The 20,592-nt window shown below is 54.0% G+C and carries 22 protein-coding genes and 1 tRNA gene; 14 read left to right on the top strand and 9 right to left on the bottom strand.

Annotation, left to right across the window (positions count from 1 at the left end; translation table 11 throughout):
- Window positions 1–11: 11 nt before the first annotated feature.
- The 3 genes from tssC to ACRDCA_RS13470 all read right to left on the bottom strand — a co-directional run bounded on the left by tssC (window position 12) and on the right by ACRDCA_RS13470 (window position 2,455).
- Complete coding sequence (gene tssC, locus ACRDCA_RS13460; RefSeq protein ID WP_438689964.1) at window positions 12–1,472, bottom strand: type VI secretion system contractile sheath large subunit; 1,461 nt, start codon at window positions 1,470–1,472, stop codon at window positions 12–14.
- 88 nt (window positions 1,473–1,560) lie between these two features.
- Entirely contained in the window at window positions 1,561–1,824 is a 264-nt protein-coding gene (locus ACRDCA_RS13465) for a PAAR domain-containing protein (protein ID WP_438689965.1), read from the bottom strand.
- Window positions 1,825–2,367: 543 nt separating this feature from the next.
- A tRNA-Ser gene (locus ACRDCA_RS13470) sits at window positions 2,368–2,455 on the bottom strand.
- Between the two features lie 227 nt (window positions 2,456–2,682).
- Here ACRDCA_RS13470 and yccA point away from each other — a divergent pair.
- Both yccA and tusE read left to right on the top strand, forming a co-directional pair.
- On the top strand, window positions 2,683–3,342 hold the full coding sequence (gene yccA / locus ACRDCA_RS13475) for an FtsH protease modulator YccA (RefSeq protein WP_021181987.1): 660 nt from the start codon (window positions 2,683–2,685) through the stop codon (window positions 3,340–3,342).
- 110 nt (window positions 3,343–3,452) lie between these two features.
- Window positions 3,453–3,782, top strand: a complete 330-nt coding sequence (tusE, locus tag ACRDCA_RS13480) for a sulfurtransferase TusE (RefSeq protein ID WP_024485653.1) — start codon at window positions 3,453–3,455, stop codon at window positions 3,780–3,782.
- Between the two features lie 7 nt (window positions 3,783–3,789).
- On the opposite strand, the gene yccX is transcribed toward tusE, so the two are convergent.
- Window positions 3,790–4,068, bottom strand: a complete 279-nt coding sequence (gene yccX, locus ACRDCA_RS13485) for an acylphosphatase (protein WP_438689966.1) — start codon at window positions 4,066–4,068, stop codon at window positions 3,790–3,792.
- Between the two features lie 93 nt (window positions 4,069–4,161).
- Here yccX and rlmI point away from each other — a divergent pair, with 93 nt between their 5' ends.
- Window positions 4,162–5,352, top strand: a complete 1,191-nt coding sequence (gene rlmI / locus ACRDCA_RS13490) for a 23S rRNA (cytosine(1962)-C(5))-methyltransferase RlmI (RefSeq protein WP_438689967.1) — start codon at window positions 4,162–4,164, stop codon at window positions 5,350–5,352.
- Window positions 5,353–5,413: 61 nt separating this feature from the next.
- Window positions 5,414–5,731, top strand: a complete 318-nt coding sequence (gene hspQ / locus ACRDCA_RS13495; RefSeq protein ID WP_025119437.1) for a heat shock protein HspQ — start codon at window positions 5,414–5,416, stop codon at window positions 5,729–5,731.
- Between the two features lie 51 nt (window positions 5,732–5,782).
- On the opposite strand, the gene ACRDCA_RS13500 is transcribed toward hspQ, so the two are convergent.
- Entirely contained in the window at window positions 5,783–6,196 is a 414-nt protein-coding gene (locus tag ACRDCA_RS13500) for a CoA-binding protein (protein WP_438689968.1), read from the bottom strand.
- Between the two features lie 240 nt (window positions 6,197–6,436).
- Here ACRDCA_RS13500 and ACRDCA_RS13505 point away from each other — a divergent pair, with 240 nt between their 5' ends.
- Together ACRDCA_RS13505 and ACRDCA_RS13510 are read left to right on the top strand one after the other, a co-directional pair.
- Entirely contained in the window at window positions 6,437–7,084 is a 648-nt protein-coding gene (locus ACRDCA_RS13505; RefSeq protein ID WP_438689969.1) for a DUF2057 family protein, read from the top strand.
- 127 nt (window positions 7,085–7,211) lie between these two features.
- Window positions 7,212–7,670, top strand: coding sequence for a methylglyoxal synthase (locus ACRDCA_RS13510; protein ID WP_438689970.1), 459 nt, complete (start codon window positions 7,212–7,214; stop codon window positions 7,668–7,670).
- A gap of 34 nt (window positions 7,671–7,704) precedes the next feature.
- Here ACRDCA_RS13510 and helD read toward each other — a convergent pair whose 3' ends face one another.
- A complete protein-coding gene (gene helD, locus ACRDCA_RS13515; RefSeq protein WP_438689971.1) occupies window positions 7,705–9,759 on the bottom strand; it encodes a DNA helicase IV in 2,055 nt (684 codons plus the stop codon).
- 157 nt (window positions 9,760–9,916) lie between these two features.
- Between helD and ACRDCA_RS13520 the strand changes: the two genes are divergently transcribed.
- Together ACRDCA_RS13520 and yccS are read left to right on the top strand one after the other, a co-directional pair.
- Window positions 9,917–10,363 (top strand): YccF domain-containing protein, encoded by a 447-nt coding sequence (locus tag ACRDCA_RS13520; RefSeq protein WP_438689972.1) that lies wholly within the window; start codon window positions 9,917–9,919, stop codon window positions 10,361–10,363.
- 31 nt (window positions 10,364–10,394) lie between these two features.
- Window positions 10,395–12,530: a YccS family putative transporter gene (gene yccS / locus ACRDCA_RS13525; protein WP_438689973.1), complete on the top strand. Its 2,136-nt coding sequence runs from the start codon at window positions 10,395–10,397 to the stop codon at window positions 12,528–12,530.
- 3 nt (window positions 12,531–12,533) lie between these two features.
- Here the strand turns inward: yccS and ACRDCA_RS13530 are convergent, their stop codons facing one another.
- A complete protein-coding gene (locus ACRDCA_RS13530) occupies window positions 12,534–13,190 on the bottom strand; it encodes a TfoX/Sxy family protein (RefSeq protein ID WP_438689974.1) in 657 nt (218 codons plus the stop codon).
- Between the two features lie 229 nt (window positions 13,191–13,419).
- On the opposite strand from ACRDCA_RS13530, the gene sulA reads away from it, so the two are divergent.
- Together sulA and ompA are read left to right on the top strand one after the other, a co-directional pair.
- Window positions 13,420–13,926, top strand: a complete 507-nt coding sequence (sulA, locus tag ACRDCA_RS13535; RefSeq protein WP_438689975.1) for an SOS-induced cell division inhibitor SulA — start codon at window positions 13,420–13,422, stop codon at window positions 13,924–13,926.
- Window positions 13,927–14,285: 359 nt separating this feature from the next.
- On the top strand, window positions 14,286–15,344 hold the full coding sequence (gene ompA / locus ACRDCA_RS13540) for a porin OmpA (RefSeq protein ID WP_438689976.1): 1,059 nt from the start codon (window positions 14,286–14,288) through the stop codon (window positions 15,342–15,344).
- Between the two features lie 65 nt (window positions 15,345–15,409).
- On the opposite strand, the gene matP is transcribed toward ompA, so the two are convergent.
- A complete protein-coding gene (matP, locus tag ACRDCA_RS13545) occupies window positions 15,410–15,868 on the bottom strand; it encodes a macrodomain Ter protein MatP (protein WP_438689977.1) in 459 nt (152 codons plus the stop codon).
- A gap of 208 nt (window positions 15,869–16,076) precedes the next feature.
- Between matP and ACRDCA_RS13550 the strand changes: the two genes are divergently transcribed.
- The 4 genes from ACRDCA_RS13550 (at window position 16,077) to fabF (ending at window position 20,320) form a co-directional block, all read left to right on the top strand.
- Window positions 16,077–17,825, top strand: coding sequence for an AAA family ATPase (locus tag ACRDCA_RS13550; protein ID WP_438689978.1), 1,749 nt, complete (start codon window positions 16,077–16,079; stop codon window positions 17,823–17,825).
- A 68-nt stretch (window positions 17,826–17,893) separates the two neighbouring features.
- Window positions 17,894–18,412 (top strand): bifunctional 3-hydroxydecanoyl-ACP dehydratase/trans-2-decenoyl-ACP isomerase, encoded by a 519-nt coding sequence (gene fabA, locus ACRDCA_RS13555; protein WP_024485665.1) that lies wholly within the window; start codon window positions 17,894–17,896, stop codon window positions 18,410–18,412.
- Window positions 18,413–18,524: 112 nt separating this feature from the next.
- The gene (locus tag ACRDCA_RS13560; RefSeq protein ID WP_438689979.1) at window positions 18,525–19,049 is read left to right on the top strand and encodes a winged helix-turn-helix transcriptional regulator; all 525 of its coding nucleotides are present in this window, start codon (window positions 18,525–18,527) and stop codon (window positions 19,047–19,049) included.
- Window positions 19,046–20,320 carry a beta-ketoacyl-ACP synthase II gene (gene fabF, locus ACRDCA_RS13565; protein WP_438689980.1) on the top strand — a complete coding sequence of 425 codons (1,275 nt, stop codon included), beginning with the start codon at window positions 19,046–19,048 and terminating at the stop codon, window positions 20,318–20,320. Before ACRDCA_RS13560 ends, fabF begins: the two co-directional genes overlap by 4 nt.
- A gap of 71 nt (window positions 20,321–20,391) precedes the next feature.
- Here fabF and rmf read toward each other — a convergent pair whose 3' ends face one another.
- On the bottom strand, window positions 20,392–20,559 hold the full coding sequence (gene rmf, locus ACRDCA_RS13570; protein WP_071680718.1) for a ribosome modulation factor: 168 nt from the start codon (window positions 20,557–20,559) through the stop codon (window positions 20,392–20,394).
- Window positions 20,560–20,592 lie beyond the last annotated feature (33 nt).

The following is a 20,592-nucleotide window of genomic DNA, read 5'->3' on the forward strand; positions in this document are numbered from 1 at the left end:
TGTCTTAAAGGTTATTTATCCAGACGCCCGGTCAGGGCGAGGACGAAGTTGGATCCCATGTGCTTGAAATGTGGCTGCACATGCAATTGCGTCAGATACCAGCCAGGATCGTGCTCCACTTCCTGTACCTCAATGCGGGCAGCGCGCAGTGGGCGGCGGCTACGCACGCTGGCAGGCGGATTTTCCTGATCGGAGACAAAGCGTTTTAACCAGTTATTGAGCTGATGCTGCAGGTCGCCGCGATTTCTCCAGCCGCCCAGGCGCTCACGCTGCAGCACCTTGATGGTGTGTGCCAGACGGGTGATGATAAACAGGTAAGGCAGTTGTGCCCCCAACTGTGCGTTGACCCGGGCGTTCATCCCTTCTGGCGTGTTGTCGGTCTCGAGCGGTGACTGGACCGAGTTGGCGGAATAGAACACCACGTCCTGTCCTTGCTTGCGCACCCCAAGCGGAATGAAGCCCGCCATCGACAAGGTGTACTGCCACTGGTCTGAGAGCAGTGTCTCGGTCGGGATTTTTTCCTGCCAACGCCCCAGTGCCGGGTAGTAGTGAGCAGGCAGGTTGTGGAACGCCCCGCCGCTGTCGGCACCGATAATGTTCGGGCACCAGCGATAGCGGGCAAAGCTGCCCGCCAGGCAAATTGCCAGTAAGAAGGCACTGTTGCCCCACAGCAGATGTTGATGAGACGTCACCTGTTCCTGATAGGCAAATTGCCGGACCTGCTGTGACGCCGGGGTATAAGGCTCGCGCTGCAAGAATCGGCACACGGTCAGCCCCAGGTAACGGGCATCGGCGGTGGCCCTTAGAGCCCGCCAGCGCAGGTGCGTCGGTGAGGCCATGACCGCATCCAGGTCAAGAATGGTGGGCAAATCGGCCAGGGTATCAACGCCAAAGAAACTGGCATCCGCCGCCGACAGAAACGGCGCATGCGCCATCGAACTGACCACGCTCAGGTAGTGCAGGAGTTTGATATCGGCGGTACCGGGGGTGAAATCGTAGCAGCCAATCACCGCTGCCACCGGCACCCCACCAAACTGGCCATAGCCTGCCGAATAGACATGGCGATAATACCCAGACGAGGTGATATCGATGGAGAACTCGAAATCCGCCCGCAGTTCTTCCTGGGTGGCATGGAGCAGCGTCAGTTGGATGTTTTCATGGAACGGGATGTTGTCCACCAGCAGGGCCAGCCCACGCCAGGTCGATTCCAGGCGCTGAAACTCTGGGGCATGCAGGATCGCATCCATCTGAGCACTCAGGCGCTTGTCCAACTCCCGTAGCAGACGGTCAATCAGCAGAATATTGAGGGCGACGCCACGACCTTGCTGCGGCAAGATGCCCAGTAGCAGCGCAATGTCCGTGGAACTGGCCGTATATTCACTGCCGTTCAGTGTAGCGAGCAGCCCGGTGGCAAGTGGTGTGCGCGGCTGGAAAATGTCTGAATCGGTCTGTAGCGTATCTAACGTAGCCACGGCATCCTTGCTCCCTGTTCCTTAGGTAAAGGTTATCCAGTTCCCCTGCGACCTTGGCAAGAGTGATTAGTGCCAAACAACATTTCCGTCAGGCGTTACATTCATGTTGTGAAGCAATAAGAGAGGCTCCACAGGCGGTCTTCATCCCTTCCAGCGCCAGAGGCAACCCGCCAACCTGTACAGTTGGGGCCCCCATCACAATGGGGAAGACGCCTTTGCATTGTGGGCAAGAGACCAAATGCCCCACCAGTGCTACGTTGGTACCGCGAAACTGCATGACGGGTGAACCCTGAAGCACCACCCCACCATGAGAGGTTTTGTCGCCTTGTAAAATTACGGCCTTCCCTGCCATACGCCCTCCATACTTGGCATTTTCTTATAAGATTACAGGATGTTTTGAATTGAAAGAAGCAGAAATATAATAGTCATTAATGGATTTGTGAGCAGTATGGTATACGGTGAGTTTTTAGCATCAATCCAGAATAATGGCTGCCACTCAAGTTTCTCACCCTTAAACGTTGCGATGTGTATCGTCAACGCAGCAGCGTAAACAATATGGCTGCATACTCTGACGTATGATCGATACCTGCTCTTTGAACTGTTTAGGGTTAACAACAGGCGAGTAGGAATCGCCAGTGAATACTTGATGGGAGGGTCGGTATATCTGAGATCCCAGGAAAAGGATTTAGTGAAGAAGATGGATGACACCGTAGCAAAACACTATTCAGCGTTGTTGGCATCAAGATTATAATGGAGGAGACAGATTAGCCGCTCGCCTCCAACTTAAGGCAAAAGCACAACTAGAGCCAATATCTAATGGCATAGCGGATGTTATACTGAAAACCCACAAAAACGAAAAACCCCAAGCCTTTTGGGCTTGGGGTCATTCTTAATATGGCGGAGGAGCAGAGATTCGAACTCTGGAACGGTTTCCCGTCGACGGTTTTCAAGACCGTTGCCTTCAGCCACTCGGCCACCCCTCCGTAATGCAGCGAACTATAAACACAGCCGATTCGGTTGTAAAGCCTGAAACCGTTCAACCGAACGAAAAAACGGCATCTGCAAGCTGACAGCTGAAGAAATCGGCAATCTGGGGGACCAATACCCCAATAGTCACGTAGGGTAAAGAATGGTAAACAATCTTTAATCAATGGCTTGCATTGGATTATGATCGTGATCAATTTTGTGATGACCTGATAAGAGAGATCATATGGACCGCATTGTCGTCTCATCCTCCTCGCGCGACTCGTTGCTAAGCACGCATAAAGTCTTGCGTAACACCTATTTCCTGCTGTCGTTAACGCTGGCCTTTTCAGCGCTGACCGCAACCGCCAGCACCATGCTGGGCTTACCGGCGCCTGGGCTGCTGTTAATGCTGGTCGGCTTTTATGGCTTGATGTTCCTGACTCATAAGCTGGCAAATAGCCCTGCCGGTATTCTGGCGGCCTTCGCCTTCACCGGTTTTATGGGTTATGCCCTTGGCCCGATCCTGAGTTCATTCCTGAATGCAGGCGCAGGTGACCTGATCATGCTGGCGTTGGGCGGTACCGCAGTGGTGTTCTTCTGCTGCTCGGCCTATGTACTGACCACCCGTAAAGACATGTCGTTCCTGTCTGGAATGATGATGGCGGGCTTCGTGGTGCTGCTGGTGGCGGTGATCGCCAACCTGTTCCTGCAGATCCCTGCGCTGCACCTGGCCATTAGCGCACTGTTTATTCTGTTCTCTGCCGGTGCCATGCTGTGGGAAACCAGCAACATCATTCATGGCGGTGAGACCAACTACATCCGTGCTACAGTCAGCCTGTATGTCTCGCTGTACAACATGTTTATCAGCCTGCTGAGCATCCTGGGCTTTGCCCGCAGCAACTGATACATCGCGTTTGGTGTTGACCTGAGCCCCGCAATGCGGGGCTTTATTTTTGCCAACGCAAAAGTTTGCTAGACTGTGGCCCGCAATGAATCACCGATCACCGAGGCTGTATGTTGGAGTTTGAAGGTCAGACGATTGAAACTGACGCCCAGGGCTACCTGAAAAACAGCGCCGACTGGCACGAAGGGCTTGCCCCCCTGTTAGCGGCACAGGAAGAGATTGAACTGAGCGAAGCGCACTGGGAAGTCGTTCGCTTTGTACGTAGCTTCTATCAGGAATTTAATACCTCGCCGGCCATTCGCATGCTGGTAAAGGCAATGGCGCAAAAGTATGGCGAAGAGAAAGGCAGCAGCCGTTACCTGTATCGCCTGTTCCCCAAAGGCCCGGCCAAACAGGCGACCAAGATCGCCGGGTTGCCAAAGCCGGTGAAATGCATTTAACCCCGGTTCAGTAGCGGATACTGAAACCTTTATATTCGGCAACGCCACGCGGCTCCACCAGCACGCGATCAACGCGGGCACTGCGTGGGCCGCCGTTTTTCAACCACGCCATCAGTTGATCAACCGCCTGTTGCTCCCCGCAGGCCAGCACTTCCACGCTGCCGTCATCCAGATTACGTGCAAAACCGGTTAGCCCCAAGGCGCTGGCCTGATGTTGGGTGCTATAGCGGAATCCCACGCCCTGCACCACACCATAGACATACGCGGTAATACAAACTTGTGTCATAATCGGCTCCTAATCGATTTCATTACAGGCATTCTCTGCGCTGATGCCCAGAGTGTGTCACTCTTTTTTCTCTATCTGGCAGCATACTTAATTATGACCGCACGCTTGATCCTAGCAAAGGGACGTGAAAAGTCCTTACTTCGTCGCCATCCGTGGATTTTCTCTGGCGCAGTTCTCCGTGTTGAAGGTAAAGCCCAGTCCGGCGAAACCATCGATATCCATGACAGCCAGGGGAAATGGCTGGCACGCGGTGCCTACTCACCAGAATCGCAGATCCGCGCACGCGTCTGGACCTTCAAGCAGGACGAAGAGATCGACATCGCGTTCTTTGTCAGCCGTTTGCAGCAGGCACAAACCTGGCGCGATTGGGTTGCCAAGCGTGACGGATTGGACGGGTATCGCCTGATCGCCGGCGAATCCGACGGTATGCCGGGCATCACCATCGATCGTTTCCAGAACTTCCTGGTTTTACAGTTACTGTCCGCCGGTGCCGAATATCAGCGCGCCCCACTGCTGTCTGCTCTCCAGCACTGCTATCCAGACTGCGCGATCTACGATCGTTCAGACGTTGCCGTACGTAAGAAAGAAGGCTTGCCGCTCACTCAAGGCCCGGTGCTGGGCGATCTGCCGCCAGCTCTACTGCCGATCACCGAGCATGGGATGAAACTGCTGGTGGACATTCAACAAGGCCACAAGACCGGTTTTTATCTCGACCAGCGTGACAGCCGCCTGGCGGCGCGTAACTATTCCGCAGGCCGTCGTGTGCTGAACTGCTTCTCGTACACTGGCGCTTTCGCGGTGTCTGCGTTGATGGGCGGCTGTGAGCAGGTGATTAGCGTGGATACGTCGCAGGCCGCGCTGGACATCGCCAAGCAAAACGTCGAACTCAACCAGTTGGATCTGAGCAAGGCCGAGTTTGTGCGTGACGATGTGTTCCAACTGCTGCGCAGTTACCGCACGCAGGGTGAGAAATTCGACCTGATCATCATGGATCCACCGAAGTTTGTCGAAAACAAAAATCAGCTGGCCAGCGCCTGCCGCGGCTATAAAGACATCAACATGTTAGCTTTCCAGTTGCTGAATCCAGGCGGCATTCTGCTCAGCTTCTCCTGCTCTGGCCTGATGCCGACCGATTTGTTCCAGAAAATTTTGGCCGATGCCGCTGTAGATGCCGGGCGTGATGTACAATTTGTAGAGCAGTTCCGCCAGGCTGCGGATCACCCGGTGATTGCGACTTATCCTGAAGGCTTGTATCTGAAAGGGTTTGCGTGTCGGGTGATGTAACTTGAAATGCGCTGTTTTTGTCCTCATATAGAGTTCAATGCACTGTTTCTCAGGAGGTCATATGATAGCCAGCAAATTCGGTATCGGTCAGCAGGTTCGTCACCGGCTGCTGGGGTATTTGGGAGTGGTGATTGATATCGATCCTGAATACTCTCTCGAACATCCAAAAGCCGACGAGATTGCAGCCAACGACGAGCTGCGTCTTGCCCCTTGGTATCACGTAGTGATGGAAGACGACGAGGGCCAGCCGGTACACACCTATCTGGCCGAGGCCCAATTAGCAGGTGAAGCACAGGACGCACATCCTGAGCAACCTTCGCTGGATGAGCTGGCGGAGTCTATTCGCCGCCAGTTACAGGCTCCCCGCTTGCGTAACTAAACGCCAAAGTCTGAGAAACCAACGCCGGGGATAATTCCCGGCGTTTTCTTTTCAACGTTCCAAGCCCAGGCGCGGGATCTCAATTTTCGGACAGCGATCCATCACTACCGTTAACCCTGCCTGTTTGGCTAATGCCTCCGCCGGTTCGTTGATCACCCCGATTTGTAGCCATAGCACTTTAGCACCTATCGCAATGGCCTCCTGCGCCACCTCGTAAGCCGCCTCGGCGTTACGGAATACGTCCACCATATCGACAGCATGAGGAATATCCGCCAGTTTGGCATAAACCACCTGCCCAAGCAGTGTCTGCCCTGCCAGCTTCGGGCTGACCGGAGTCACCTGATAGCCCTGCGCCAATAGATAAGCCATCACGCCATAGCTTGGCCGGTTCGCTTTTTCACTGGCGCCCACCAGCGCAATGGTTTTGACCTGCTTGAGTACCTCTGCAATTGCTTGGTCTTGCATTTTTCGCTCCTGATATTTTGCCGGAAATGCCCTTTCACCAGTGTAACTGAAACGCCAACATCGGTTAAAATTTGTTATCAGTCTGCGTCTATACTGCCCGCAGGCTGGTTTGAGTTAATCCGTGTTTCAAATATTATTAAAATGTGTGTAAATGTAAATTAAACGGCATTCTGAAAAGATTTGACATAACTAGTGGCGTATCCAACACTAGTCATACTGTTTCACGAAAAGGAAGTAATAATGAAATTTGGTCTGGTGGTTGCGGGGCTGCTTGGAATATCGCTAAGCGTTTCGGCCGCAGCTACGACCCTGAAGCTTTCCCCGGACATCGAGCTGATGGTGGTCGACGGCAAGAAAATGACGGGCTCATTGTTAAAAGGGGCCGATAGTCTGGAATTGAATGAAGGGCAGCATCAGTTGTTGTTCAAAGTCACCAAATCCGTACGCAAAGAACCCCGATCTCAGGTGCTCTACACTTCACCCGCACAGATTGTGGTGTTCAACAGTCAAAACGTCAGCGCCGTCACCATAGAGCTACCGCGTATCGAGAGTGAACAAGACGCCCAGCGCTTTGATAAAGCACCGAGCTATCGCATTCTGGGTAGCCACGGCAAGCCGTTGGCGACCAAGCACGATGTATTACCGCTAAACAACGCGCCCAATGACAAGGATCTGGAAAAGATCGTCGCCGATTATAACGCTCAAAATCGCCGAGCTTCCGTTCCTGCGTTAGCCCACCTGCGCGCCAGTGTGATCGCCGCAGCAGCGGATAATGCCATGAACGATGACAACGTTGCCGAGAAAATGCTGCAATACTGGTTCCTGCGTGCCGATGCGGAAACGCAAAAACGTTTTGTCGCTTGGGCCGATCTTCAGCGCAACCCTTAAATGCTGCCAACCACGCCTTTATCCCGCAAAGGCGTGTTTTGTTCGCATTTTCCCGCGTTAGCACTAGGCAGTGAAATTGAGTTTCAGTAACCTGTGGCGAATCATTCGATTTTCCAAGGATAGCGACATGGAACAAACCACCCGTACTATCGCAGCACGCAAGCACATTGCGCTCGTTGCCCACGACCACTGCAAGCAAGCCTTGCTGAAATGGGTTGAAGATAATAAACAGATCCTTGCCCAGCATCAGCTCTACGCTACAGGTACCACCGGCAACTTGATCCAGCGGGCCAGCGGTATTCCGGTGCAGAGCATGCTGAGCGGCCCAATGGGCGGCGATCAGCAAGTGGGGGCGCTGATATCCGAAGGCAAGATTGATATGCTGATTTTCTTTTGGGATCCGCTCAACGCCGTTCCCCACGATCCCGATGTCAAAGCCTTGCTGCGCCTGGCCACGGTCTGGAACATCCCGGTGGCGACCAACCGTTCCACCGCAGATTTCCTGATTGATTCATCGCTGTTCAAGAGCGAAGTCGTGATCGCTATCCCGGATTACGAAAAGTATCTCGCCGAACGTCTGAAGTAATGCTCCAGGCCTGGCGTAGTGCCAGGCCTGTGATTTACGGCTTTCTCTGCGACGGCACGCCAATATCCTGCAACTGCTGGATAAATACCGATGGGCGTTCGCGATCCTGCAATAACCAAACCTGATGTCTGGCCCGCGTGAGAGCAACATAGAGCAAACGCCGCTCCTCTGCATCCGGGAAATCTTCTGGCTGAGGCAACAATACCTCTTCCAGTACGGATTCACGCACCACCGCCGGGAACCCATCCTTGCCCTCATACAGCCCGGCAATAATCACATAGTCTGCCTGCTGTCCTTTACTGGCATGGATCGTCATAAACTCGATATTCAGCTTCGGCCAACGCGTCGCCGCCTTTTGCAACACCTCTGGCTTGAGGTGATGGTAACGCGCCAGCACCAGGATACGCTCTTGCGGCTTTGCATAACCACTCAGCTTGTCCAGTAACGCTTCCAACTGCTCTTGCGGCAGGATCACCACCGACTTGTTGTTGCCCTTGGTCAGGCTATTGAGCGGTTTTTTCAACTGGTGCGGGTTCTGCTGTATAAAACCGTTAGCCACTTCACCGATCCGGTCGTTAAAGCGGTAGGTGGTATCCAATGCACACTGGTCGCCTGTGCCGAAATTCTCGGTAAAAGCGGTGGTCAGCGACAGCTCTGCCCCACTGAAACGATAGATGGCCTGCCAATCATCACCGACGGCAAACAGGCTGGTCTGCTTGTTTTGTTTACGCAGTGCCGCCAGCAGCTGCGCCCGTTGTGGTGAGATATCCTGGAATTCATCCACCAGAATATGTTTCCACGGACTGATGAAACGCCCTTTTTCCAGCAGATTGACGGCTTGATGGATCAGCCCGGCAAAATCGACCGCCCCTTCATCCTTCAACGCGGTTTTCCACGCTTTCAGCAACGGAGCCATCAGACGAATACGTTTGCTGAACAGATCGCGGATCTCTTCATCGGCCTGCTCAATCATTTCTGCCTGGCTGCCGCCGTGGGTACGCATCAGGCCAAGCCAGCGCTCCAGACGCCCGCTCAGGCGCTCTGCTAGCCGTTTGTCATGCCAGAAGTCGCCCTCGGGCAATTCCCATTCCAGCTCTTCCGTCAACCATTGCCGCCAACCCTTGGCCTGTGCTTTCTTTTCGCTGCACTGCTGTTGCCAGTGAGCGATCAGCAACGCCCGGCGCGCTTTGCTGTCGCTTTCCAGCTTGCTGATCGTCGGCGCTTTGCGGCTGCCCTGCTGGATAATCTGTAGTGCTAGCGCATGGAAGGTTTTCGCCTGGATCGCCACGTTGCCCAAGCGCTCCTGAATGCGTTCATTCATCTCTTCGGCGGCTTTGCGCCCAAATGCCAGTAACAGGATCTGCTCAGGTTCAGCCTCTTGGCGCAGCAGTAACCAGCCCGCCCGCGCTACCAGCACCGAAGTTTTACCACTGCCTGCCCCCGCGAGCACCAGCACGGCATCTTCACCATTGACCACTGCCCGGCTTTGCGATTCATTCAACGGTGAGGTTTCAACCGTCTGGAAGAAGTCCTGATGCATTTCCAACATGCGGTCGCACCAGCGTTGATTGCGCTGCGCCACGCTGCGCTGGCCAGATTTGAGCCATTGCAGGCATAAGTGATAGCTTTCACGACAGTTTTCAAAGTCATCCAGCCGCGCAACCGGCATCGGTAATGCGCCAAACGACTGGCGGATCTGCTGTTGCAAGTGGCTTAACTCGGCCCGCTTGAACCACTTGTCCTGCTGCTCGATTTGCTGGATATGAGCGACCTGCTGTTGCAACACCTCCGCGCTCACCTCACTCATTTCACTGCTCCACTGCTGCCAGGACTGTTGCAGATAGTGGTAGAAGCGCTGGGTCTCTTGCCATTCGGTGCCATGCAGGCGTACGACCTTTTCATCCGGCAGTTCGAACTCAAGTTCCCCCCAGACGATCCCTCGTTTACAACGAACCTGGATCAACTGGTTGAAAGGAATAAGGTATTCATGCTTCTCGCCGCTCACCTCAACGCCGGCATGCAACAACCGTACGCGGTTGTAGGGATGCTGTGCCAGGTGTTTGCCCAGCGATGTCGCTTTAAGTTCCATATGCCCACGCCATAATCATAATGAAAACGATGTCACCAGTTTACCCGCGTTAAGCAATGGCACTCTAGCGTTAAAAAAAGGGTAGAATAGTTTTTGCGTTATGCTGATGAATACCTTCCCTGTGCCGTTTGGCCATCATTAGAGCAGAATGACGACTATGCGTACCGTATTGAACGTTCTTAATTTTGTGTTGGGTGGTTTTTTCACCACTCTCGGTTGGCTGATTGCCACCTTCTTCAGCATTGTGCTGATTTTCACCCTACCCCTGACCCGTTCCTGCTGGGAAATTACCAAGCTTTCCTTGCTGCCATTTGGCAACGAAGCGATCTCTGTCGATGAATTATACCCAGAAAAAAGCAATGTCTTGCTGGCTACCGGCGGCTCTTTGCTGAATATCGTCTGGCTGGTGCTGTTCGGCTGGTGGCTGTGTCTGTCACACATCTTTGCGGGTATCGCGCAGTGCATCACCATTATTGGCATCCCAGTCGGCATCGCCAATTTCAAGATCGCCGCGATCGCCCTGTGGCCGGTTGGCCGCCGCGTCGTTTCCGTTGAAGTGGCACAACAGGCGCGGATCGACAACGCCAGGCGCCGTTCTCACTAGTGTTAATTTTTCTCCCGTTCAGGAGCTTGTTGTGCTCTCTTTTGCACCCAAAATTCGGCGTTATACCTATAACAGTAACCTGCTTTATAACCTGCGTATTTTTATCGCTTTGGCCGGAGCCACTGCGGTTCCGTGGTGGTTGGGTGTCCCTAAACTGACCATCCCGTTAACGCTGGGGGTAGTGGCTGCCGCGCTAGCGGATCTGGATGACCGGCTAGCGGGCAGATTGCGTAACCTGGTCATTACGCTGGTGTGTTTTTTTGTGGCCTCGGCATCCATTGAACTGCTGTTTCCCTACCCCTGGCTGTTTGCCCTTGGGCTGACCACCTCAACCTGCGGCTTTATCCTGCTGGGCGCGTTAGGCCAGCGTTACGCCACCATCGCTTTCGGTGCCTTGCTGATTGCCGTTTACACCATGCTGGGCACGTCCATGTACGACGCCTGGTACCAGCAGCCTGCTCTGCTGATTATTGGCGCCGTCTGGTATAACCTGCTGACGTTGATCGGCCATCTGTTGTTCCCCATCAAACCCTTGCAGGAAAATCTGGCCCGTTGTTATGAACAACTGGCCAACTATCTGGATGCCAAGGCCAACCTGTTCGATCCGGATGCTGAAACGGACGCCGATCTGCCCTGGGTGGACGTGGCAATGGCCAACAGCACGCTGGTCACTACGCTGAACCTGACCAAAGCTTCACTATTGACCCGCCTGAAAGGCGATCGGGGCCAGCGCGGCACCCGCAGGACGCTGCACTACTATTTTGTTGCGCAGGATATTCATGAACGTGCCAGTTCTTCTCACGTACAGTATCAGGCGCTGAGCCAGCAGTTTCGCCACAGCGATATCCTGTTCCGCTTCCAGCGGTTGCTGGCCAAGCAGGCTCGTGCCTGCCAGCAACTGGCACAATCAATACTGCTGCGGCAGAAATATCTGCATAGCCCGCGTTTTGAGCCCGCCTTCTCGCGGTTGGAGGAGGCATTGACCCACATCGCCGTTACCCCGGAAAATCGCGAACTGACCAAAGCGCTATCCCACCTGCTGAAGAATTTACGGGCGATCGACGCCCAATTGGCCAATATCGAGTCCGAACAGTCCTTGGCGAATGGCCCGACCGAGGAAAACAGCCTGTCAGATGACCGGCTCACCGGCTGGAGCGATATTCGCCTGCGCATCAGCCGCCACCTGACGCCACAATCTGCCCTGTTCCGCCACGCCATCCGTATGTCCGTGGTGCTGTGCCTGGGTTATGCGTTTATTCAGCTTACCGGGATGCAACACGGTTACTGGATCCTGCTGACCAGCCTGTTTGTCTGTCAGCCCAATTACAACGCCACCCGCAGGCGTCTGGCGTTACGTATTATCGGCACCCTGGCGGGTATTTTGATCGGTCTGCCAATCCTGTATTTTGTCCCTTCGCTGGAAGGGCAACTGATCCTGATCGTTATCTCTGGCGTGTTGTTCTTCGCTTTCCGTACCGTGCAATATGCTCACGCCACGATGTTTATCACCCTGCTGGTGTTACTCTGCTTTAACCTGTTGGGTGAAGGGTTCGAAGTGGCTGCCCCACGCGTCTACGACACCCTGCTGGGCTGTGCCATTGCCTGGGCAGCGGTGAGTTTTATCTGGCCAGACTGGAAGTTCCGTCAGCTACCGGCCATGGTACGTAAGACGCTGGATGCCGACTGCCGCTATCTGGATGCCATTCTGGTGCAGTACCATCAGGGCAAGGATAACGGGCTGCCGTATCGTATTGCCCGCCGCGATGCCCATAATAGCGATGCCGAACTGGCGTCGGTGATCTCCAACATGTCTGCCGACCCCAAGGCCGATAACACCATTCAGGAAGCGGCATTCCGCCTGCTGTGCCTTAACCATACCTTGCTGAGCTATATTTCTGCCCTTGGTGCCCACCGTGAGCGGCTGGAAAATGCCGCCGTGCTGGACTTGCTCAACGATGCGGTTTGCTATGTTGACGGCGCATTGCACCACGAGGCTGACGATCATCAGCGTATCATGCAGGCACTGGAAACCCTCTCAGAGCGTATTACCGCGCTGGTTCCGGAGCCGGAAAGTAAGGAACAGCTGGTGTTGCAGCAAATTGGTCTGGTGCTCGAATTGCTGCCAGAGCTGACGGCACTGAATACGCAAATTGCCAAAGCGGGTTGATGGTCAAAGATGTGAGTTGCAGGCGCGGACTTCTGGCCGCGCCTCAAAGCAGGGAAGGAGCGCGTTTTGTTCGAACCATTCGATCAACGCCTCCCTCTGTTGGTTAGGCAAGGCAGCATGATGGTAACCCGCCATGGCTCCAGCCAGAGACATCAGCACTTTCATGCCCAGCTTTTTTTGCTGTTGCAGCAGCTTAAGATAACTCTCTCTGGCCCCCAGCAGGCGAAAATCATAGACATTACGGATGCCCGCTCGCCACAGTTGCCGCTCTAGTGAGGCATCGATATTCGGTAAATCTTTCAATCGGCCATTGCAGCGTTTTTTCACCTTGAGCTCTTTACGCGTCTCACAGAGGGCCTGCCAGGCGAGCGCAAACAGTTCGCGGCGCTGGCGCCACAACGTTTCATTCACCCAGTAATAGCGCATGACCATAGGGACGCCACGCTTTAAATAGGTCATATTTACCATGCCTCGCTCACGAAATGCCGGTTCCAGGCTTTCTGTTGCGCGTAAATACAGTTCGCCTTCGGCTATGACGGCGAACATGGTGCCGTCCGCCAGCAGGCCATAACCCCCAAACTGCGAGCGTATGGCTATGTTTCCCAAGGCACCAAAGCAGGCCTTTGCCTGTTCAATCCTCCTTACCGATCCTCCATTCATTTATATCTCCTTATATAAATCACAGCCATCAGGCATTTTTGTTGGAATAAACGTAACCGGAACAACTAATTATGAAAAATACGCATTATCCCCAGCCGTGCCAATGATAAATTCGAGGCGTACAAAAAATAATCTCAATTATGCGAAGCGTTACGAAAATTTGGGTTGATCTTATGATTCGATGGATATACTGTATATGCATACAGTAACACTACGGGCGGGAGACGACATGCGTACTCAATCACTTTATCAACCTCAGTTTAGCCAATCCTCATTGCCAGCGGACCAAACGGCGATCCCTGCGCCAGAGGGCAACGAAAACGGCCTGATCAGTGAGCTGGTGTATAATGAACAGCAACCCGCCGTAGCCCAGTTGCTGGTGCCTCTGTTGCAGCAGTTGGGGCAGCAGTCACGCTGGTTATTGTGGTTGACTCCACAGCAAAAACTGAGCAAACGCTGGTTGCAAAAGGCCTGTTTACCGGTCGATAAGGTGGTACAACTTAATCAGATCAGCCCGCTGGCTACCGTAGACGCCATGGAGAAAGCGTTACTGACAGGAAATTACAGTGTTGTGCTGGGCTGGTTACCCGAATTGACGCAAGAGGATCGTTTACGGCTAAGCCGAGCGGCCGAATTGGGCAATGCCTATGGGTTCATTATGCGACCGCAACGTGACATCGTTGCAGCCGGCAGACACTGTTCCACCCTAAAAATTCACTCTTCTTTGTATCATTAAGTAAATTTAGGACTTTTCCCATCAATTTTCTTCTCTGCTCTGGCAACACCAGAGAGATCAGGCGAAAAGCGAGGTTGGATGCGGCTCTCCGCGACCTTACAGGTTAATAAAAACGCCATTTACTGCTGCAATATGTTAGAGGATATGTCTAATTCCATGTTTTTTTTTAGAGCTTTATCACATCACACTTGTAACTTTCGCGCCACGTTGTAGACTTTACATCGCCAAGGTTGCTCTATAACGCCAGAAAAACTGGCAGAGTAACAAACGAGGGCTCAAACCTTGGCGAAGGAATTTAAACCAAGGGCTTAAAGCAGCTTTAAAGCTCATTGCCTATTTGGATGATAACGAGGCGCAAAATGAAAAAGACAGCTATCGCATTAGCAGTGGCACTGGTTGGTTTCGCTACAGTAGCGCAAGCCGCACCAAAAGACGACACTTGGTACACTGGTGCCAAACTGGGCTGGTCCCAGTTCCATGACACCGGGTTCTACGGTAACGGTTACACCGTTGATAACGACGCACGTAAAGACCAGCTTGGTGCTGGTGCGTTCGTTGGCTATCAGGCAAACCAATACCTGGGCTTCGAAATGGGCTACGACTGGTTAGGTCGTATGAAATATACCGGCGCTAACACCGGTTCTTTCAAAGCTCAAGGCGTTCAACTGGCAGCTAAACTGAGCTACCCAATCGTTGACGATCTGGACATCTACACCCGTCTGGGCGGCATGGTATGGCGTGCAGACAGTGATGGTGCTGGCTCTAACGGCGGCAACCATGACACTGGCGTTTCTCCATTGGCAGCAGTAGGTCTGGAATACGCACTGAACCGTGACTGGGCTACTCGCCTGGACTACCAGTGGGTTAACAACATCGGTGACGCAGGTACCGTTGGCGCACGTCCAGACAACGGCATGCTGAGCGTAGGTGTTTCCTACCGCTTTGGCCAGGAAGAAGCGGCTCCAGTAATCGCTCCAGCTCCGGCCCCAGCACCAGTTGTTGAAACCAAGAAGTTCACTCTGACTTCTGACGTTCTGTTTGCATTCGGTAAAGCGACTCTGAAACCAGAAGGCCAACAAGCCCTGGATCAGCTGTACACCCAACTGAGCTCACTGGATCCGAAAGACGGTTCTGTTGTTGTTCTGGGCTTCACCGACGTAGTAGGTTCAGCTGAATCTAACCAACGTCTGTCTGAGCGTCGCGCACAAAGCGTTGTGGATTACCTCGTATCTAAAGGTATCCCTTCAGACAAGATTTCTGCACGTGGTATGGGCGAAGCTAACCCAATCACTGGCGACACCTGTGGCTACCGTTCAGGCCGCGCAACTGCAGCTCAGATCGCATGTCTGGCTCCAGATCGTCGCGTAGAGATCGAAGTTAAAGGTATCAAAGAAGTTGTTGCTCAGCCTCAGGGCTAAGTCATCCCCTTCTTAGTAAAAAACCCCGCATTGCGGGGTTTTTTTTGATCTGAACGGCAACAAAATTATTTATCATCGTTACCCAGGATCGCCTGCAGATCCTGTTTCAGCGATGACATTTGGGTGGCATACTTCTCTTTGCGCTCAGCATCTTCGATCAGTTGTACCACGGTTTCCGACAGGGTGACGCCACGGCGATGCGCCAACGCCGCCAAACGTTGCCAGACCAGAAACTCCAGATCGATCGATTTCTTGCGCGTATGCTGATGTTCGGAGTTAAAGTGGCGCTTGCGCCGGGCACGGATGGTTTGTTTCATCCGGTTATCCAGCGCCGGATTCATATGCTCATCGATCCACGCCAGCACTTTTACCGGTTCATTTTCCAGCTTCAGCAGTTGCTCAATGACCTCCTGAGCAAGGCTGTTTTCAATGTAGCGGGTGATCGCTTCACCTTCCCGGTGCTTTTTCACCAGGTACTTCCATTTCCAACCGCTCTCCAGGTTTTCCAGTTGCTGATATTTCATCTTGAACTCTGCTGTGACCGTGTAACTTTAATAAGCATAACAGCTTTAGCCCGTTTTTCCTCGGCAATTACCCGCTGTTTTTGACTGTTTTTTGCACGGTCATCGTGCAATGTCAAACTCCGATGACCAACAATGATTCTGGAGGTATCAAGCTGGCGTTATTCTTGTATAATCGCGCTTTCCCTTTTTGACGATTGCATCTAACACTTTGACCAATAACCGACTTGAATGGCAATCTCTGTTGCCTGCTGCTACGCCTTATCAGGCGATATTCGATTCCGCTGCGCAATTGGCACCCGTGGCCTTTTCTGCAATCCAGCCCCGTTTGGAGAATGCGCTGACGCTGTTTTTGCATCCGCTGTCTCTGCCACGTTTTATGCTGTTGAAAGCACAGGAAACACGTGAGTATCTGGCGTTGATCGCCCGAGCGGCAGAGCAGTTGCAACCGCAGGGTACCGTTAAAGGCAGTCACTACGTGATTGAGGGCGATACCGTCAGCGTTAACGATGCAGTTCGCGGGGATGAGCCTTTTGCCGCCGGCGGTGCTTGCGTTTACCAGGAATGGGTTGAGCCAGAACAGTTATTTGGCTGCGTCAGAATGCATAACGGTGCCATCACCTTACAGCCGGGTCTGATCCATCAGGCAAACGGCGGCGTGCTGATCCTGTCGGCGCGAGCCCTATTGGCACAGCCGCTGCTGTGGCTACGTCTCAAGCAGATGATTACCCAGCGCCAATTCCAATGGTTGACGCCAGATGAGACCCGGCCACTGCCGATTTCCATCCCCGCGATGCCGCTGGAGTTACGCCTGATTGTGGTCGGCGATCGCCATGGCCTGGCTGATTTCCACGATATGGAACCTGAAGTCTGCGCACAGGCCGTCTACGGTGAATATGAAGATGACCTGCAACTTACCGAGCCAGATGATATGGCGCAATGGTGCGGTTATATCAATACCGTTGCCGCCGAACAGCAACTGCCGCCGCTGGCAGCCGACGCCTGGCAGCCTCTGATGGTCCAGGCGGTGCGCCATACCGGTGACCAGGGTAACCTGCCGCTATCACCACTGTGGGTCAGCCAGCAGCTTTCTGAGGCCGCTCTGTATGCCGAAGGAGAGCAGATCACCGCCAACGCGTTAGAAGCGGCGCTCAATGCCCGTGAATGGCGTGAAAGCTATCTCGCAGAACGTATGCAAGATGAGATTGAGCTGGGCCAGATCATGATCGAAACCGAAGGTGAAGTGATCGGTCAGATTAACGGCCTGTCGGTGCTGGATTATCCAGGGCATCCGCGTAGCTTTGGGGAACCTTCACGCATCAGCTGTGTCGTTCACCTGGGCGATGGTGAATTCACCGATGTGGAGCGCAAAGCCGAGTTAGGCGGGAATCTGCATGCCAAAGGCATGATGATCATGCAGGCGTTCCTGATCTCCGAACTGGATCTCGATCAGCAACTGCCCTTCTCCGCTTCGATCGTCTTTGAGCAATCCTATGGCGAAGTTGACGGTGATAGCGCCTCGCTGGCCGAACTCTGCGCCCTGATCAGCGCATTGTCACAGCAGCCGATCACCCAGCAAATCGCCGTGACCGGTTCCGTTGACCAATTTGGTAATGTGCAACCGATCGGCGGTGCCAACGAAAAGATCGAAGGCTTCTTTGAGGTCTGTCTGCGTCGCGGCCTGACCGGCAAACAGGGCGTGATCCTGCCTGCCAGCAACGTGCGGCACCTTTGCCTGCGCCCAGACGTCGTCGAAGCAGTACGTGAAGGGCAATTCCATCTGTGGGCGGTAGATAGCGTCGCGGAGGCGTTGCCATTATTGACCGGCCATCCGTATGCCGATGAGCAACAACCTAGCCTGCTGGCCGCCATCCAGGAGCGAATTGCTCAGGCAATGTTGCCAGAAAGACGCCCGTTACCGTGGCCATTGCGTTGGCTTAATTGGTTCGGCCGTGGCTGATCGGACTTGTTCAGCGTACACGTGTAAGTTAATCTGCGTCCTTCATCAAAATAAGGTTTACTGAGAACATGGTAGATAAACGCGAATCCTATACGAAACAAGATCTCGAAGCATCGGGCCGTGGCGAACTGTTTGGTGCCGGTGGCCCACCGTTGCCATCAGGTAACATGTTAATGATGGACCGCGTGGTCAAGATGACCGAAGACGGTGGTAGCCATAACAAAGGCTACGTAGAAGCAGAGCTCGATATCAACCCGGACCTGTGGTTCTTCGACTGCCACTTTATTGGCGATCCGGTCATGCCAGGCTGCCTGGGTCTGGATGCCATGTGGCAGTTGGTCGGTTTCTATCTCGGCTGGATGGGCGGCGAAGGCAAAGGCCGTGCGCTCGGCGTGGGCGAAGTGAAGTTCACCGGTCAGGTGCTGCCAACCGCCAAGAAAGTCACCTACCGCATCAACTTCAAACGCGTGATCATCCGCAAGCTGATTATGGGCGTGGCTGACGGCGAAGTGCTGTGCGATGGCAAAGTAATCTATACCGCCAGCGATCTGAAAGTGGGCCTGTTCAAAGACGCTGCAGCGTTCTAATGCCCTACGGCGGCCTTTCCTGGTCGCCGTTAATTTCCTTTGCATGATGACTGAATCGCACATTTTTTATCAATCAGTGACTACAATAAATGTATCTACTAAGGGGGCTGCAATGAAAAAGACCAGTTTCGCAACCACTCCCTGCCCGATCGCCCGCTCCTTGGGCCAGGTTGGGGAATGGTGGAGCATCCTGATCCTGCGCGATGCCTTTCATGGCCTGAGCAAATTTGACGAATTTCAGCAAAGCCTGGGGCTGTCCCCCACGCTGCTGACGCGCAGGCTGAAATTCCTGGTGGAAAGCGGCATTTTGTATAAGCAACGCTATCAAACCCGCCCAGTACGCTTTCAATATCTGTTAACCGAGCGCGGCAAGGATTTTTTCCCGGTGCTGGTCACCCTGTTCCAGTGGGGAAATACTCATCTGGTTGAGGGGGACAACGCTGCGGAACTGGTCGATCGGCGCAGCGGCCAGCCAATACAACCGCAATTAATCGATGCACTAACCCAGCAGCCTATCGCCCTACAGCACATCACCTTAGCGGCAGGCCCTGCGGCCGGAGAAGCCATGTCACAGCGCGCATCTCTCATGCAGCATCACTACGCCTTATTTAGCGAATCATCCAAGGAGTCACTATGAGCAGTCGTCGTATAGTTATCACCGGTATGGGGGCCGTCTCTCCTTTGGGTTGCGGCGTAGAGCCGATCTGGCAACGTTTGCTGGCTGGCCAGTCAGGCATCAGCCCGCTGCCAGAACCGATGGTGGCAGAGTTACAGGTCAAAATCGGCGGCCAGGTGCCCACGCTGGAGCAGGATGCCGTTGCCGGTTTTAATCCCGATCTGAGCGTAGCACCGAAAGATCAAAAGAAAATGGATCGCTTTATCCTGTTGGCGATGGCCGCAGCCGACGAAGCCATCAAGCAGGCGGGCTGGAGTGCCGATAGCGAAGAGAAACAGGAGCGGACGGCTACCGTTATCGCTTCCGGCATTGGTGGCTTCCCCGCTATCGCTCATGCGGTACGCACCACGGATAGCCGCGGACCGAAACGCCTCTCTCCTTTCACCATTCCCTCTTTTTTGGTGAACCTTGCCGCCGGCCATGTCTCCATCAAGCATCAGTTTAAAGGGCCAATCGGCGCGCCGGTTACCGCCTGTGCAGCGGGTGTGCAGGCCATAGGCGATGCGGTGCGAATGATCCGCAATGATGAAGCCGATATTGCCTTATGCGGCGGAACCGAGGCGGCGATCGATACCGTCAGCCTGGGAGGGTTTGCCGCTGCCCGGGCCATGTCTACCACGCCTGCGGATAGCGCAATCAAAGCATCCCGCCCATTCGACAGTGCCCGCGACGGCTTTGTGATGGGTGAAGGTGCCGGAATGCTGGTGATCGAGACGTTGGAGCATGCGTTGGCGCGTGGTGCCAAGCCGTTAGCGGAGATTGTCGGTTACGGCACCAGTGCGGATGCTTATCATATGACGTCGGGGGCCGAAGATGGCGACGGAGCCTATCGGGCGATGAAGATTGCGCTGAAACAGGCCGGAGTCACGCCCGATCAGGTTCAGCACCTCAACGCGCACGCCACCTCCACTCCGGTTGGCGATCTGGGTGAAATCAACGCCATCAAACACCTGTTCGGCACCGATGGGCACATCGCCATCACCTCCACCAAATCGGCCACCGGCCATCTGCTGGGGGCCGCTGGCGGCCTGGAAACCATTTTCACCGCCCTGGCGCTGCGCGACCAAATCGCTCCGGCCACCCTGAATCTGGACAATCCAGATCCTGCTGCCGCCGGTTTGCATCTGGTAGCGAATAAAGCGCAACCGATGGCGATCACCTATGCCCTGTCGAACGGATTTGGTTTTGGGGGAGTCAACGCGAGTATTTTGCTAAAACGCTGGGAAGGATAATTTAACACTCAAAACGAAAACCTCCGCTTGTTTGGCGGAGGTCGTTCCTTAATTCAATGACAGAGAGCCGCTTAAGCGGTCACAGCCCTGTCCTCCATGGCTTTGCGCCACCCTCCCAGCCAGTTAGCCCGGGCGTCTAAAGATTGGTAGGGACAAAGTTCCCTTGAACGCCCTGCAATACCCGCTTGGTAACCACGTGATTCAGCTCGCTCCAGACGATCTCTTTTCTGTCTCTTCATGCCTCGTTTCCCTCGTTGTGACTCTGTGGAAAG

Source organism: Serratia sp. (in: enterobacteria), assembly GCF_051654945.1.
Classification (GTDB): Bacteria; Pseudomonadota; Gammaproteobacteria; order Enterobacterales; family Enterobacteriaceae; genus Chania.